At 57.6% G+C, this 14,509-nt stretch carries 12 protein-coding genes; 9 read left to right on the plus strand and 3 right to left on the minus strand.

The features are described 5' to 3' along the window. The first annotated feature begins 290 nt into the window (after nucleotides 1-290). The 4 genes from B3M52_RS02015 to lnt are packed head-to-tail and all read left to right on the plus strand — an operon-like array spanning nucleotide 291 to nucleotide 4,132. Entirely contained in the window at nucleotides 291-1,274 is a 984-nt protein-coding gene (locus tag B3M52_RS02015) for a PhoH family protein (RefSeq protein ID WP_075196520.1), read from the plus strand. Continuing rightward, nucleotides 1,271-1,744 (plus strand): rRNA maturation RNase YbeY, encoded by a 474-nt coding sequence (gene ybeY / locus B3M52_RS02020; protein WP_036209787.1) that lies wholly within the window; start codon nucleotides 1,271-1,273, stop codon nucleotides 1,742-1,744. The genes B3M52_RS02015 and ybeY overlap by 4 nt, the downstream gene beginning before the upstream one ends. Then, nucleotides 1,741-2,592, plus strand: coding sequence for an HlyC/CorC family transporter (locus tag B3M52_RS02025; protein ID WP_036209781.1), 852 nt, complete (start codon nucleotides 1,741-1,743; stop codon nucleotides 2,590-2,592). The genes ybeY and B3M52_RS02025 overlap by 4 nt, the downstream gene beginning before the upstream one ends. Next, the gene (gene lnt / locus B3M52_RS02030; RefSeq protein ID WP_075196521.1) at nucleotides 2,582-4,132 is read left to right on the plus strand and encodes an apolipoprotein N-acyltransferase; all 1,551 of its coding nucleotides are present in this window, start codon (nucleotides 2,582-2,584) and stop codon (nucleotides 4,130-4,132) included. The genes B3M52_RS02025 and lnt overlap by 11 nt, the downstream gene beginning before the upstream one ends. Before the next feature lie 174 nt (nucleotides 4,133-4,306). On the opposite strand, the gene B3M52_RS02035 is transcribed toward lnt, so the two are convergent. Continuing rightward, complete coding sequence (locus B3M52_RS02035) at nucleotides 4,307-4,855, minus strand: zinc ribbon-containing protein (RefSeq protein ID WP_007154802.1); 549 nt, start codon at nucleotides 4,853-4,855, stop codon at nucleotides 4,307-4,309. 433 nt (nucleotides 4,856-5,288) lie between these two features. On the opposite strand from B3M52_RS02035, the gene leuS reads away from it, so the two are divergent. The 5 genes from leuS to B3M52_RS02060 all read left to right on the plus strand — a co-directional run bounded on the left by leuS (nucleotide 5,289) and on the right by B3M52_RS02060 (nucleotide 10,627). After that, on the plus strand, nucleotides 5,289-7,874 hold the full coding sequence (gene leuS, locus B3M52_RS02040; protein WP_075196570.1) for a leucine--tRNA ligase: 2,586 nt from the start codon (nucleotides 5,289-5,291) through the stop codon (nucleotides 7,872-7,874). A gap of 1 nt (nucleotide 7,875) precedes the next feature. After that, nucleotides 7,876-8,448, plus strand: coding sequence for an LPS assembly lipoprotein LptE (gene lptE / locus B3M52_RS02045; RefSeq protein WP_036209774.1), 573 nt, complete (start codon nucleotides 7,876-7,878; stop codon nucleotides 8,446-8,448). Further along, a complete protein-coding gene (holA, locus tag B3M52_RS02050; RefSeq protein WP_041332415.1) occupies nucleotides 8,445-9,452 on the plus strand; it encodes a DNA polymerase III subunit delta in 1,008 nt (335 codons plus the stop codon). The genes lptE and holA overlap by 4 nt, the downstream gene beginning before the upstream one ends. 87 nt (nucleotides 9,453-9,539) lie before the next feature. Beyond that, nucleotides 9,540-9,803, plus strand: coding sequence for a hypothetical protein (locus B3M52_RS02055; protein WP_041332414.1), 264 nt, complete (start codon nucleotides 9,540-9,542; stop codon nucleotides 9,801-9,803). Between the two features lie 188 nt (nucleotides 9,804-9,991). Beyond that, nucleotides 9,992-10,627 (plus strand): endonuclease, encoded by a 636-nt coding sequence (locus B3M52_RS02060; RefSeq protein ID WP_041332413.1) that lies wholly within the window; start codon nucleotides 9,992-9,994, stop codon nucleotides 10,625-10,627. Nucleotides 10,628-10,693: 66 nt separating this feature from the next. Here the strand turns inward: B3M52_RS02060 and B3M52_RS02065 are convergent, their stop codons facing one another. Continuing rightward, nucleotides 10,694-12,484: an acyl-CoA dehydrogenase C-terminal domain-containing protein gene (locus tag B3M52_RS02065; protein WP_075196522.1), complete on the minus strand. Its 1,791-nt coding sequence runs from the start codon at nucleotides 12,482-12,484 to the stop codon at nucleotides 10,694-10,696. A 214-nt stretch (nucleotides 12,485-12,698) separates the two neighbouring features. Then, nucleotides 12,699-14,498, minus strand: coding sequence for an acyl-CoA dehydrogenase C-terminal domain-containing protein (locus B3M52_RS02070; RefSeq protein WP_075196523.1), 1,800 nt, complete (start codon nucleotides 14,496-14,498; stop codon nucleotides 12,699-12,701). Nucleotides 14,499-14,509 lie beyond the last annotated feature (11 nt).

The following is a 14,509-nucleotide window of genomic DNA, read 5'->3' on the forward strand; positions in this document are numbered from 1 at the left end:
TGGCTCCGCACATTTTTGGGAGGAGGTCCCCACTACTCTCCGCAACTTCTTCTCGTGTCTTCAGCGTGCAAATGGTCTTGTATTTAAACAAGTGAGCCTGCACATAGTTGGATAAGGGCGCTGGCCGGAGGACTATTCCAAAAACGTGGAGCGCCAAGGATGGCGCGACCGAGCCCTACATGGACGTATTCACGGGCGTTTTTTGGAATAGTCCTCCGGCCAGCGCCCGATTGCACAATTCATGACATACCCGCTCCCTGAATCCACGGGAGTAAACAAACGGAGCACTTTTGGACGCCAACGATCACCGACAATTCGACCTACACCCGGTAGACCAACGCCGGCTGACCACCCTCTGCGGCCAGTTTGATGAGCACCTGAAGCACATTGAGCGGCGCATGAACGTCAAAATTGGCCGCCGTGGCCATCATTTCCGGGTGGAAGGTGAAACTGAACACGTGGCAGCCGCTACGGAAGTTGTCCGGCACCTGTATCGGGAAACCGAAGCCAACGATGATATCTCGCCGGACATGGTTCATTTGTTTATCCGCGAGACCGGATTCGAACGGCTGCCGGATGACGTGCCTTACAAGGGCGCCGTCACCGTCATCAAAACCCCGAAACTGCAGGCCAAGCCCAGAGGCGAGAACCAGCAGAAATACGTGCACAACATCCGTACCCACGATGTGAATTTTGGCATTGGCCCCGCCGGTACCGGCAAGACATGGCTGGCGGTGGCGTGCGCGGTTGAGGCACTGAAAGACGAACAGGTGAAGCGCATCCTGCTGGTCCGGCCGGCCGTGGAAGCCGGCGAAAAACTCGGCTTCCTGCCGGGTGACCTGGCCCAGAAGGTGGACCCTTACCTGCGCCCCCTCTACGACGCCCTCTACGAAATGCTGGGCTTTGATCATGTGACGCGGCTGATCGAAAAAAGCGTGATTGAGATCGCGCCGCTAGCCTTCATGCGCGGCCGCACGCTCAATAATTCGTTCATCATTCTGGATGAGAGCCAGAATACCACCCGCGAACAGATGAAGATGTTCCTGACACGGATCGGGTTTGGTTCCACTGCCGTGATCACCGGTGACACCACCCAGGTGGATCTTCCCCGCGGGCAGAATTCCGGCCTGATCCATGCGGCCGGTGTGCTGAGCAAGGTGTCCGGTATTGGCTTCACACGGTTCGAGGCCCGCGATGTGGTGCGTCACCCATTGGTGCAGCGGATTGTCGAGGCTTACGATTCCTTTGACGACGGGAGCGCTACAGGCCAGTGAGTGAACTGACAGTGGACTTGCAGCGGGCCATCGAGGTACCCGAGGCGCCAGATGACATCGAGTTTGAGCGCTGGGCCCGGGCCGCATGGTTGGGTGAGAATCCATCCGAGGTGACGATCCGTATCGTTGCCAGTGATGAGAGCGCCGAGCTGAACAGCCAGTATCGCGGGAAATCAGGGCCAACCAATGTACTGTCCTTCCCATTTGAGGCGCCAGCCGGTATAACGGTTCCGTTGGCCGGTGATCTGATCATTTGTGCCCCGGTTGTTGAAAAAGAAGCAGCCGAGCAGCATAAAACACTGACGGAACACTGGGCCCATATGGTGGTGCACGGTATGCTGCACCTTCAGGGCTACGACCACATTGAAGACAATGATGCCGAGGTCATGGAAGCCCTCGAGATCCGGCTGCTTGCGCAGCTCGGGTTCAGCAATCCTTACGAGACAGAGGAAACGGAAAAAGACTCATGAACGACGATCAGTCGAGTCGCAGTCAGGGCAGCAACAAGTCCTGGCTGGAGCGTATATCACAGGCCTTCTCCAGCGGGCCTGAGTCCGTCGAGGACGTGCTGGAAATCCTGCGGGACGCCGAGTCCCAGGAAATCATCGATACCGATGCCATGAGCATCATCGAAGGTGCCATGCAGGTGATCGACATGCGGGTGGATGAAATCATGATTCCCCGCTCCCAGATGGTCACCGTCAAGGCATCCCAGGACCCGAAAGAGTTCCTGGGAGAAATCATTTCATCTGCCCACAGCCGCTTCCCGGTCATTGGCGACAGCCAGGACGATGTCATTGGCGTACTGCTCGCCAAGGACCTACTCCCTCTGGCCCTGAACAACGACCTCAACTGGACCCGCATCCGCGAGATTCTTCGCCCTCCCACGTTCGTACCGGAGAGCAAGCGCCTGAACCAGCTATTAAAAGAGTTCAAGGAAACCCGCAACCACATGGCCATTGTAGTTGACGAATACGGTGGTACAGCCGGCCTGATCACCATTGAGGATGTGCTGGAACAGATCGTGGGCGAAATCGAAGACGAACATGACTTCGACGAGGAAACCCACATCAAGGCCCGCGGCGATGGCACTTACGCTGTGAAGGCCGTCACCCCCGTCGACGACTTTAACGAATTCTTCGAAACCGAGCTGGACGAAGAGGAGTTCGACACCATTGGCGGCGTTGTGCTCAAGGAATTCGGCCATCTGCCCAGACGGGGCGAGTCGGTTGAGTTTGGCGGATTGCAGTTCACCATTGCCAACGCCGATAACCGTGTTATCCGTCTGCTGCAGGTAACGCGTGGTGATGACCAGTAATACAACGGCCCGAACCTCCGAACTGACATCCGCCCTGTCCGAGCACGCCTGGCTGCGAGCGGCCACTCTGCTCGTTGCCGGGGCCTTGCAAACACTCACCTTTTCACCCTTTAACTGGTGGTGGCTGGGGCCGTTGTCGGTCGCGCTGATACTGTTTTGCTGCCTGCCGCTCGCCCCGCAAAAGCTGTTTCGGGCTGGCTGGCTGGTCGGATTGGGGCTGTTCGGTACGGGCGCAAGCTGGGTCTACATCAGCATCAGTGAACACGGCAATACGTCCGTTCCACTCGCGATCATACTCACCGTTATTTTTGTGTCGGGACTCGCTCTTTTCCATGGTCTGGCGTTCTGGGCCTGGGGCAAGCTTGCCAAAAACAACGCGGTCAGGCGGCTGTTCCTGTTTCCGGCGGTGTGGATACTCTGTGACTGGGTCCGGGGCTGGCTACTGACAGGATTTCCCTGGCTGTACCTGGGCACCGCCCACGTTGATGGGCCTCTGGCCGGCTTCGCCCCCTTAACGGGCGTTCACGGGCTTACGTTCTGGGTGGCCGTGACCGGCTGCGCAATTCCAGGCTGTTGGTGGCTGATCCGGAAAGCCCGCCATGCCAGCACGGCGCTCGTCGCTGGTGTGGTGCTGCTGCCCTGGGTAACCGGCCCGGCATTCTCCCAGGCACAATGGACGACCCTGCAGACAGAACCAACCACGTTTGTCGCGATGCAGGGCAACATTCCCCAGCAAATCAAGTGGGACCCGGACTTCCTCCGGGACCAGATCGTCGCATACCTGGAGCTGACTGAAGACCACTGGGATACCGACCTGATTCTGTGGCCGGAAACCGCTATTCCGATTCCCCAGGACCAGGCTGGCAAAATCATCGACCACATCGGTGAGGAACTGGGAGAGAGCAGCACACTGATTACCGGCATCCCCTGGTACGGCTTCAGTGACCGCATTGAAGACTTTACGTACCACAACAGCATCATGGCCATCGGTAGCGGCGGCGGCATCTACCATAAGCAGAAGCTGGTGCCTTTCGGTGAGTATGTGCCGCTGCAGCAGTGGCTTCGCGGTCTGATCGGCTTTTTTGACCTGCCCATGTCCAGTTTCAGTCGCGGCCCTGCCAATCAGTCGCCGCTTGAGGCCAATGGCATCAGGATCATGCCGTTTATTTGCTACGAAGTGGCCTACCCGGACTTCGTCGCCACCAATGCCCGCAACAGTGACATGCTGCTGACCATCAGCAACGATGGCTGGTTTGGCGATTCCATTGGCCCGCTGCAACACCTACAGATCGCCCGCATGCGTGCACTGGAAACCGGTCGTTATATGCTGAGGGGCACGAATAATGGTGTAACGGCCATTATTGACGAGAAGGGCCAGATCACCGAAACCATCCCGCAGTTTGAACGTGCGGTGATGACAGGTGAGGTCTATGCGGCGGAGGGCAATACGCCCTACATGCAATCCGGTTCCTGGCCGGTGCTGACGCTGGCGGCGATTCTTATTGTGTTTGTTCGGGAGCGGGTGATTCCGCGGAACTGATTTCTCCTGGGGGCGGGTTCGTAGCCTGCCTGAATGGTGCCTGGCCACGGGGTGGGGGTCCCTTTTCTTTGGAAAAAGAACTCGCTTTGCTCGGACACCTTTTTCTGGCAGAAAAGGGACCCCCACCCCATGGCCGTTCTGGCTCTGCGCTGGACTCCCCTAGTCTTCCTATGGCTATTCTGACTTCCGTGGCCAGCGGCTGGTGACGCGTTCGTAGTAGTGGGAGCCGCAGGCGTCACAGGGTTCCAGATGGCTGGTTGCGGTCAGGCAGCGCATGTGGCTGCAGTTCAGGCATTTGAACATGCCGGCAGTGGCCACTTCGCCGCTGATATACTGGCTGGGCTCGTGGTTTTCCAGTTTCTGGTTCAGCTCCAGCGTATCCAGTCGGGTCTTATCCGCCACCGAGAACAGCATATCCGCCAACTGGTGCTCCAGCAGTGAGATATCCAGTTGCAACCATTCCTTCAGACCTTCGCCGGTTTCTTCCACAAAATGCAGCAGGTGTTCGAGGTCCCGCTGCAGATACGCGCCAAGCAGGTCCGCTTCTTCGCGGGTCATCTCTGCCAGTTCATACTCAAACTCCACCGCCCGCTCGATTTCCTCTTTCAAGGTATCGCGAGTGGTATTCTCCATATCACTGAGACGGGCCTGGACCCGCTCCAGCATGCGGTCGTAGGCCTCGAGAGCCCTGCCTGAGAGATGATTGCGTTCTGGTTCGGTCATGACAGCTCCTTATACCGGGTTACAGGTGCCGCGCCGGTGTGTCGGTTGCCTTTGCGGGACACGCTGTAAATACGTCCATGTAAGCTTGACTGCAGCATCCATGCTGCAGACAGTCCCGCAAAGGCAACCGACACCCCGACACCAGACATTGGCAGTTGCCTTGTAAGCCTGACTCCCAGAGTCCGGGGCAGAGCGGGTATGGCTGTCCAGGGATGTCAAAAACATGGATGTTTTTGTCGAGCGTACAGGGACGTATTTACAGCGTGCCCTGGACAGCCATACCCGCTCTGCCCTTCACCATAACCCCAAGCATGGCACAGTATCGGCAAATTGGCAGACTACCTGTTAAGCCTTGTGTGCGTTAGAATGTCCGGCCTCTTCGCACATCTTTTTTGATACGGTCTGATAAAGGGTAACTTTGGTAATGGCAGGAATGGACCAGCAATACAATCCGCGCGATGTTGAACAACAAGCCCGTACCTATTGGGAAGAAAACAACACGTTTACGGTGAAGGAAGAACCGGGCAAACCCAAATACTACTGCCTGTCCATGTTCCCCTATCCCAGCGGCAAACTGCACATGGGGCACGTGCGCAACTACACCATCGGCGACGTCATTTCCCGCTACCAGCGCATGCAGGGCAAGAACGTCATGCAGCCCATGGGCTGGGACGCGTTCGGTCTGCCCGCTGAGAACGCCGCCATTGCCAATAAGACTGCGCCGGCGAAGTGGACCCACGCCAATATTGCCTACATGAAAAACCAGCTCAAGCAATTGGGCTTCGGTTACGACTGGAACCGCGAGCTGGCGACGTGCAAGCCGGATTATTACCGCTGGGAGCAATGGTTCTTCGCCCGCCTTTACGAAAAAGGCCTGGTGTACAAGAAGATGTCCACCGTCAACTGGGACCCAATCGACCAGACGGTGCTGGCCAATGAACAGGTGGTTGATGGTCGCGGCTGGCGCTCCGGCGCGTTGGTCGAGCAGAAAAAGATTCCCCAGTGGTTTATCCGCATTACCGACTACGCCGAAGAATTGCTGAATGATCTGGACGAGCTGGAGGACTGGCCTGAGCAGGTCAAGACCATGCAGCGTAACTGGATCGGCAAATCCGTGGGTACCGAGCTGACCTTCCCCCTCAAAGGCCGCGAGGACGCATTGGACGTCTACACCACCCGCCCGGACACGCTCATGGGCGTGACTTACATGGCCGTGGCCGCCGAGCACCCCATTGCCAAGGCCGCTTCCGAGCGCTATCGCGAGGTTGCTGAATTTGTCGAGCAGTGCCGTAACAGCAAGGTTGCCGAAGCCGATATGGCAACCATGGAAAAGAAAGGCATTGATACCGGTTACAAGGCCATTCACCCGCTGACGCAGGAAGAGATTCCCGTTTACGTCGCCAACTTCGTGCTCATGGAGTATGGCACTGGCGCATTGATGGCGGTGCCCGGCCATGATGACCGTGACCACGAGTTCGCGCTCAAGTATCGCCTGCCCATAAAGCAGGTTATCGCCGCCACAGACAGCCGCGAAATCGATGTTCAGGAGCGCGCCTTCACCGAAAAAGGTGTTCTGGTATCCTCTGGAAAGTACAACGGCCTGACCAGTGCCGAGGCGTTTGACGCAATCGCCGATCATCTGGAAGAAAGCGGTATTGGCAAGCGCACGGTCAACTATCGCCTGCGGGACTGGGGCGTGTCGCGCCAACGCTACTGGGGCGCTCCAATCCCGATGATGACCCTGGACGATGGCACCGAACGCCCGGTACCGGACGATCAGTTGCCGATCACACTGCCCGAAGACGTGGAGATGGACGGCGTCCAATCTCCCATCAAGGCAGATCCGGAATGGGCAAAGACCAGCTTTGAAGGCCAACCGGCCACGCTGGAAACAGACACCTTTGACACCTTTATGGAGTCGTCCTGGTACTACGCCCGCTTCTGCAGCCCCAACTACGACAAGGGCATGCTGGACCCGGCTGCCGCCAACTACTGGCTGCCGGTAGATCAATATATCGGCGGCATCGAGCACGCCATTCTGCACCTGCTTTATGCGCGCTTCTTCCATAAGCTGCTGCGGGATGTGGGGCTGGTCAACAGTTCCGAGCCCTTTAACCGCCTTCTGTGCCAGGGCATGGTGCTGGCCGAAACCTATTATCGTGAAGACGATAACGGTGCAAAAATCTGGATCTCGCCAGCGGATGTCGTTACTGAGAAAGACGACAAGGGTCAGGTCGTGCGCGCCGTTCACAAGGACGACGGACAACCGGTGGTGGCCGGTGGTGTCACCAAGATGTCCAAGTCCAAGAACAACGGCATTGACCCCCAGGCTATTATCGATGAGCACGGTGCCGATACCGTGCGTCTGTTCATGATGTTTGCGGCGCCTCCAGAGCAGTCACTGGAATGGTCCGACAGCGGTGTTGAGGGCGCCCACCGTTTCCTCAAGCGCCTGTGGCGTATGGTCAGCGAGCACACTGAAAGCGGAATAGTTCCTGCCCTGGATACCACCGGCCTCAGTGAAGGTCAGCGCAATCTTCGTCGCAAGACCCATGAGACTATTGCCAAGGTGAGCGACGATGTCAGCCGACGGTTGACGTTCAACACCTCCATCGCAGCGGTGATGGAACTGCTCAACGATGTCAGCAAACTGACTGACAATGAGCCCCAGAGCCTGGCGGTTCGCCAGGAAGCACTGGATACCGCGGTACTCGTCCTGTCTCCAATCGTTCCCCATATCTGTCACCAGTTGTGGCACGCACTGGGTCACGACGAGCCTGTGGTTGACGCGCCCTGGCCTGAGGCAGACAAGGACGCCATGGTTCGCAGCGAGATTCAGGTTGTCCTGCAGGTGAATGGCAAAGTCAGGGCAAAAGCCGACGTCCCAGCGAACATCGAGAAGAGCGCACTGGAAGCTCTGGCACTCGAGAACGAGAACGTTGTCCGTTTCACCGAGGGCAAAACCGTGCGAAAGGTCATCGTTGTGCCCGGTAAACTGGTGAACGTGGTGGCGAACTGATATGAACCTCCCGGCGAGCCTACCCAAGATACTTCCGGCTGGCCTCGCCCTGTCACTTCTGGTGTCAGGATGCGGGTTTCAGCTACGGGGCGCCCCGCCGGTGTCGTCCGCATTGCAGCCGCTGGCTGTTGATTGCTCCGGCGATGTGCCAGAACAGCTGTGTGGCTCGGTGAAGGAACAGCTGTCTCTGGGCAACATCGACCTTCAGCCCTCCGAAAAAGCCGATTATGTGCTCAACATCAGCAATTTCCGCCGGGAACGTCGTGCCAGCGCCATCACCGTGCGCGCCGCGGCTGCCGAGTATACGTTGCGGCAAACGGTCGATATTGAGGTTTTGACCTCCGACAAGGTTCCTCTGATCGCCCCAACCGACTTGAATAGCAGTGAAACCTATCGCTACGACGAATCCAATGTGCTGGCCAAGCAACGGGAAGAAGAAGCCCTCCAGGAGCAACTCTATGACCGACTGGCCCAGCAAATTATCTTTCGCCTGGCGCCCCTTGACCGGGATCGCATTGACCGGCTGAAACAGGAAGCGGAACAGACCCGCGATCAAGACAGTGGCCAACCATGAAGACCCAGGCCCACCAGCTACCCCAGCTTCTCCAGAAAGGCTTGTCACCTGTTTACCTGGTGTCAGGCGATGAGCCCCTACTGGTTCAGGAATGCTGCGACCAGATCCGGAAGACTGCGCGGGAAGCGGGCTATCAGGACCGGGTAACCTTCCACGCCGACCAGCAGCTGGACTGGAACCGCGTGGGCGAGGAGTTTGGTGCGCTATCGCTGTTTGCCGAAAAACGCCGTATCGAAATACACCTGCCTACCGGCAAATTGGGTGATGGCCGCGCCGTTCTTGAAAGCGTGCTGCAGAATCCTCCTGACGACATTGTGCTGCTACTGATCAGCGCACGGCTGGATGCCGCCGAAACCCGCCGGAAGTGGTACAAGGAATTGCAGGACAAAGGCGTACACGTGCCGGTATGGCCCATTGATACTGATAAATTCCCGGGTTGGCTGCAACAGCGGGCTCGCAACCATGGCCTCAGCCTTACCCGCGGCGCACTGGACATCCTGGCGGAACGCCTCGAGGGCAACCTCCTGGCGGCAAGTCAGGAACTGGATCGCCTGGCGTTATTGGGCACCGGCGCCACCATCGACGAAGACACCGTCGAACAGGCTGTTCAGGACAGCTCCCGCTTCAACGGTTTTGAGCTGGTGACAGAACTCCTCGCGGGCCGGGCCGCCCACGCTCGCAAAATCGTCGGGGTACTGCAGCAGGAAGGCGAGAACCCGCTGGGATTGCTGGCGGTGCTGACACGGGACCTGAACCTCACCATGGAGCTGAATATCGCCGCGGCCAAACGGGAGAATACTGCCGGCTTCCTCAAGAAGCGCGGCGTGTTCCAGCCCCAGCGCGCAAAGGCCGTTGAACAAGCGGCGAGACGCCTGAACCGCCACCAGCTCAATACCGCACTGGAACTATGCAGCACCACCGACAGGGCCGCCAAAGGCTTTGATACGCTCTCCCCCTGGCATTACCTGCAAGACCTGATCACCTTGCTTGCAAGACCCGCCTGACTCCGCGAAATGGCCGTCATCCGGCTTGACAGTTTTCGATATTCAGTAGCATCGTATAGTTGTTAACTGTTAAAGGAGGTGCGTGATATGAGCTTCCAGGACGAACTGAAAAAACTGTCCGAAAAGATTAAACAGTACCGTGACGAAGCACGGGTTCAGATGCATCTGGCCCATGAGGACGTGAAAGACGAGTGGGACGATCTGGAGAAGGACTGGGAACGGTTTCGGAGCAAACTCGATCACATCCTTCACGACGCCGAAGATGCATCAAAAGAGGCTCGCGAGACCGCTCATAAGCTGGGCGAAGATTTGAGAACGGGTTACCAGAATCTGCGCAACCGAAAGAAGTGAAGTGTTAACCAGTTAACATAATGCAACAAATAGCCACACAGAGGCTCTCTCCCTTTGGAGCCTCTGTGTCATACTTCTCAATTATAAATGAATAAACCGTCATTTTTCTGACCGGCCAGATCTAACCACTTCCTTTCCTGGCCCGATCAGCAAAGGCGCTGTCACGCGCTGAGAGGTATAAATGGCCTATGAAAACTAAAAACGTTGTTTTGGTCGCACTGGCGGCCTTGCTTATCCCGTCTCTCGTCATCAGCCAGAACACCCGCTTCAGTGACCCGGACACCGTTGTAAAAAACGAGTTCTGGGGCAACCTTTATGCCCAGGGCGGCAACTCCTTCTTCTGTGACACACCCTTCAAAAATAAAGGCTTTGTCCTTACGGAAGGCTATGTCTACCCTCTGGCAGAAGTTCGCAATGCACTTGGGTGCGGCACCAGCAGCCAATGCGACGATGACGACAGATACCGGCAGATTGCATCGGACCTTCATAACATGGTCCCCGTGCGCAGTCGCATTGAAATGTCCCGGAGAAACGCGATTTACGAAGAATTGGGCAATGCAAGCAGCCCGGACGAGTGCGGAATTCGCGAGAGTGCGCAGTTTTTTGAACCCCCGCAAAAGGTAAAAGGCGATATCGCCCGCACGGTTGCCTATATGGTGGACACCTATGACCTGCCCTGGGCAGGCGCTTCCCGGGTGTTCAAGAGCTGGAATCAGATCGATCCACCGGATGATCGAGAGCTTGTCCGCCATCGCCAGGTGGCCGACATTCAAGGTAACGAAAACCCGTTTGTTCTTGATCCAGGCCGGATAGAAAACCTGTAAGCGAGTATATAGAGCAGCACAAAAAGGCAGGCCCGCGGGCCTGCCTTTTTGTTCACCGCTGACTACTCAGAACTCCTCAGCCGTCAGAGCCATCATTGAGTCGCTACCACTGCGAATGCCCTCAGCCAGTGCGACGGTCTTCGGCAGCAATCGGTCGAAGTAGAAGCGTGCGCTCTTCACCTTGCCGGTGTAGAAGCCAGAGGTGTCGCCATCGGCCTTCGGTGCCGCCACTTTAACCATTTTGGCCCACATATAGCCGAGAGCCGTCAGGCCAAACAGGTCGAGGTAGTCCACGGAGGCCGCGCCCACAGCGTCCGGGTTATCCCCAGCCTGCTTGATCACATGCTCAGTCACATCCGACAGGCGCTCAAATGCTGCTGCCAGTGGCTCCAGGTAGGGGCGCAGGTTTTCGTCGCTGCTGTTTTCCTCGATGAAGGTGGCCACGTCCTCAGCAAATAGCTCATAAAGCTTGCCCTGGCTGCCGACCACTTTCCGACCCATCAGGTCCAGCGCCTGGATGCCGTTCGTGCCTTCGTAGATCTGCGTTATGCGGCAGTCGCGAACCAGTTGTTCCTGGCCCCACTCCCGGATAAAGCCGTGACCGCCGAAAACCTGCTGGCCCATGATACAGGCGTCCAGGCCACGATCGGTCAGGAAAGCCTTCGCTACCGGTGTCAACAGCGCCACCATGCCCTCGGCATGCTTGCGGCGCTCGTCATCGTCGGAATACTTGGCGATATCCAGCCACTGAGCAACATAGGTAGAGAACGCGCGCCCTCCTTCCACATACCCTTTCATGGTTAGCAGCATGCGGCGCACATCAGGGTGGACCAGGATCGGGTCCGCAGCTTTTTCCGGCTGCTGGGCACCCGTGGGAGCTCGGCTCTGGATACGCTCCAGAGCGTATTCACGAGCACTCTGCAGCGATGCTTCAGCAGCACCAACACCCTGGATGCCCACGCCCAGACGCTCATAGTTCATCATGGTGAACATGGCGGCCAGTCCCTTGTTCTCCTCGCCAACCAGCCAGCCCCTGGCGCCGTCGAAGTTCATCACGCAAGTAGCGGACCCCTTGATGCCCATTTTTTTCTCGAGGGAACCGCAGCTCAGGCTATTGCGCTCGCCAAGGGAGCCGTCTTCGTTGACTGCAAACTTGGGCACCAAAAACAGGGAAATCCCCTTGGGGCCCTTGGGCGCATCCGGCAGCTTCGCCAACACCAGGTGGATGATGTTCTCCGCCATGTCGTGCTCGCCCCAAGTAATGAAAATCTTGGTGCCCGTTACACTGAAGGATCCATCGCCATTAGGCTCGGCCTTGGTGCGGATAATCCCCAGATCCGTGCCCGCATGAGGTTCCGTCAGGTCCATAGCGCCTGACCAGGTACCCGCGTACATATTAGGCAGGTATTTTTCCTTGAGCTCCTGACTGCCATGGGCGTCCAGGGCCAGGCAGGCGCCCGCCGTCAGCATCGGGGCTAGGCCAAAGGCCATGTTGGCCGCCTGCATCATCTCCTCAAACTGGGCAACCAGAGTTTTTGGCATGCCCATACCGCCAAACTCCGGGTTGCCGCCCAGGCCGTTCCAGCCACCCTCAACGATGGTCTGGTAGGCCTCGCGAAACCCCTCGGGTGTGGACACGTCGCCGTCATTCCACTTACAGCCTTGCTCATCGCCCTCGCGGTTCAGAGGAGCCAGCACACCACTGGTAATCTTACCGGCTTCTTCCAGAATGGCGTCGGCAGTGTCCGGGTCAACGTTCTCTGCCACTTTGGGCAGAGACGCCCAAAGAGCCGGCGCATCAAATACTTCATTCAGGACAAAGCGCATGTCACGTAAAGGTGCCTGATAATCAGCCATCTCAAAACTCTCCACAATTCAGTCAGTCTGCGAAGTGAACAACGATGGACCTTCGGCCCTGATCACTTCCTCGGCTATGTGTCCGCACAGGTTATATTTATGGTGGCCCATTCTACCCTATCGGAGCCCCCAACTCATGGAGCGCCGGCGGCCATGTCATCAAAAAAGCCCGCCTCCTGGGAGAGCGGGCTTTTAGAGTTCCGTGAAACCCGCCTTAGAGGGCAAAGGCTTCTTCCGGCATGTCCATCAGGCTGTCTGAGCCCGCCAGCATGCTTTCCGCATGCCCTTTGGCCCGCGGCAGCATGCGCTTGAAGTAGAAGCGCGCTGTCTGGACCTTGGCGTTATAGAACATTTCCTCGGTGGTACCTTCCACCATCTTGTCCAGCGCGACCTTGGCCATACGGGCCCAAAGATAGGCGAAAACAGCGTAACCGGAGTACATCAGGTAGTCCACGGAGGCCGCGCCCACTTCTTCGCGGTTCTTCATGGCGGACATGCCAACCTTGGTGGTCAGTTCGCCCCACTCCTTGTTCATGGCGGCCAACGGCTCAACGAATTCTCTCAACTGCTCGTTGTCGGCGTTTTCCTTACAGAACACGTGAACCTGCTTGGTGAAACCTTTCAGGGATTCACCTTGGGTCATCAGTACTTTGCGACCGAGAAGATCCAGCGCCTGAATACCGGTGGTGCCTTCATAGATCATGCCGATACGGGAATCACGAACGTTCTGCTCCATACCCCACTCGGAGATAAACCCGTGACCACCGAATACCTGCATACCCAGGTTGGCTGCTTCGTAACCGATCTCGGTCAGGAACGCCTTGGCGATCGGGGTGAGGAAGCCCAGGGCTTCATCAGCCGCTTTGCGATCTTCCTCGGTCTTACCGCTGTGAACGATATCAGCCTGCTGTGCGGTCAGGTAAATCAGAGCACGGGCGCCTTCTGCAACCGCTTTCTGGCTCAGCAGCATGCGACGAACATCCGGGTGAACGATAATCGGGTCAGCGATACCCTCGGGGTTCTTTGGACCACTCAGCGAGCGCATGGCCAGACGGTCTTTGGCGTAGGCCAGGGAGCCCTGGAAGCCAAGCTCAGCAGCACCCAGACCCTGGATCGCGGTACCAATACGCGCCGTGTTCATAAAGGTGAACATGCAGTTCAGGCCCCTGTTCTCAGGCCCGATCAGCCAGCCTTTGGCGCCGTCGAAATTCATCACACAAGTGGCGTTGCCGTGAATACCCATCTTGTGCTCGATGGAACCACAGGAAACGGCATTGCGCTCACCGGAAGAGCCGTCGTCATTCGGCAGAAGCTTGGGCACGATAAACAGGGAAATGCCCTTGGTACCTTCAGGAGCGCCTGGCAGCCGGGCCAGCACAATGTGGACGATGTTTTCGGCCATGTCATGCTCACCAGCGGAAATGAAGATCTTGGTGCCGGTGATGCTGTAGGTGCCGTCTGCATTGGGCTCAGCCTTAGAACGCAGCGTGCCCAGGTCGGAACCGCAATGAGGCTCGGTCAGACACATGGTGCCGGTCCACTCGCCGCTGATCAGCTTGGTGAGGTAAGTCTGCTTCTGCTCTTCAGTGCCGTGGGCTTCAATGGTGTTGGTCGCACCGTGGCTGAGGCCGGGATACATGCCCCAGGACCAGTTAGCGGTACCCACCATCTCGCTCATTACCAGGCCAAGAGAGTGTGGCAGGCCCTGGCCACCATAGTTGGGATCAGCGGTCATGGACGGCCAGCCGCCTTCCACGTACTGCTGATAGGCCTCTTTGAAGCCGGTTGGCGTTTTCACGCCGTCTTCGCTCCAGGTGCAGCCTTCTTTATCGCCCACCTGGTTCAGCGGAGACAGAACCTGCTCACAGAACTTGGCACCTTCCCCGATGATGGCATCGACCATATCCGGAGTTGCATCTTCGGCGCCTTCCAGATTGGCGTAGTGCTGCTCGCTGTCCAGCAGCTCGTTCATTACGAATTTAATGTCACGCAGGGGCGCTTTGTAGTCAGGCATGGAATCCACCT

Origin of the sequence: Marinobacter sp. UBA2688, assembly GCF_002352785.1 — a bacterium.
Classification (GTDB): domain Bacteria; phylum Pseudomonadota; class Gammaproteobacteria; order Pseudomonadales; family Oleiphilaceae; genus Marinobacter; species Marinobacter salarius.

Coding starts and splice junctions, on each gene's coding strand:
- B3M52_RS02065 (WP_075196522.1), bottom strand. CDS start 12,484: ATGGCTGATTATCAGGCACCTTTACGTGACATGCGCTTTGTCCTGAAT.
- B3M52_RS02070 (WP_075196523.1), bottom strand. CDS start 14,498: ATGCCTGACTACAAAGCGCCCCTGCGTGACATTAAATTCGTAATGAAC.
- B3M52_RS02025 (WP_036209781.1), top strand. CDS start 1,741: ATGAACGACGATCAGTCGAGTCGCAGTCAGGGCAGCAACAAGTCCTGG.
- lptE (WP_036209774.1), top strand. CDS start 7,876: ATGAACCTCCCGGCGAGCCTACCCAAGATACTTCCGGCTGGCCTCGCC.
- B3M52_RS02060 (WP_041332413.1), top strand. CDS start 9,992: ATGAAAACTAAAAACGTTGTTTTGGTCGCACTGGCGGCCTTGCTTATC.
- lnt (WP_075196521.1), top strand. CDS start 2,582: ATGACCAGTAATACAACGGCCCGAACCTCCGAACTGACATCCGCCCTG.
- leuS (WP_075196570.1), top strand. CDS start 5,289: ATGGACCAGCAATACAATCCGCGCGATGTTGAACAACAAGCCCGTACC.
- B3M52_RS02035 (WP_007154802.1), bottom strand. CDS start 4,855: ATGACCGAACCAGAACGCAATCATCTCTCAGGCAGGGCTCTCGAGGCC.
- B3M52_RS02055 (WP_041332414.1), top strand. CDS start 9,540: ATGAGCTTCCAGGACGAACTGAAAAAACTGTCCGAAAAGATTAAACAG.
- holA (WP_041332415.1), top strand. CDS start 8,445: ATGAAGACCCAGGCCCACCAGCTACCCCAGCTTCTCCAGAAAGGCTTG.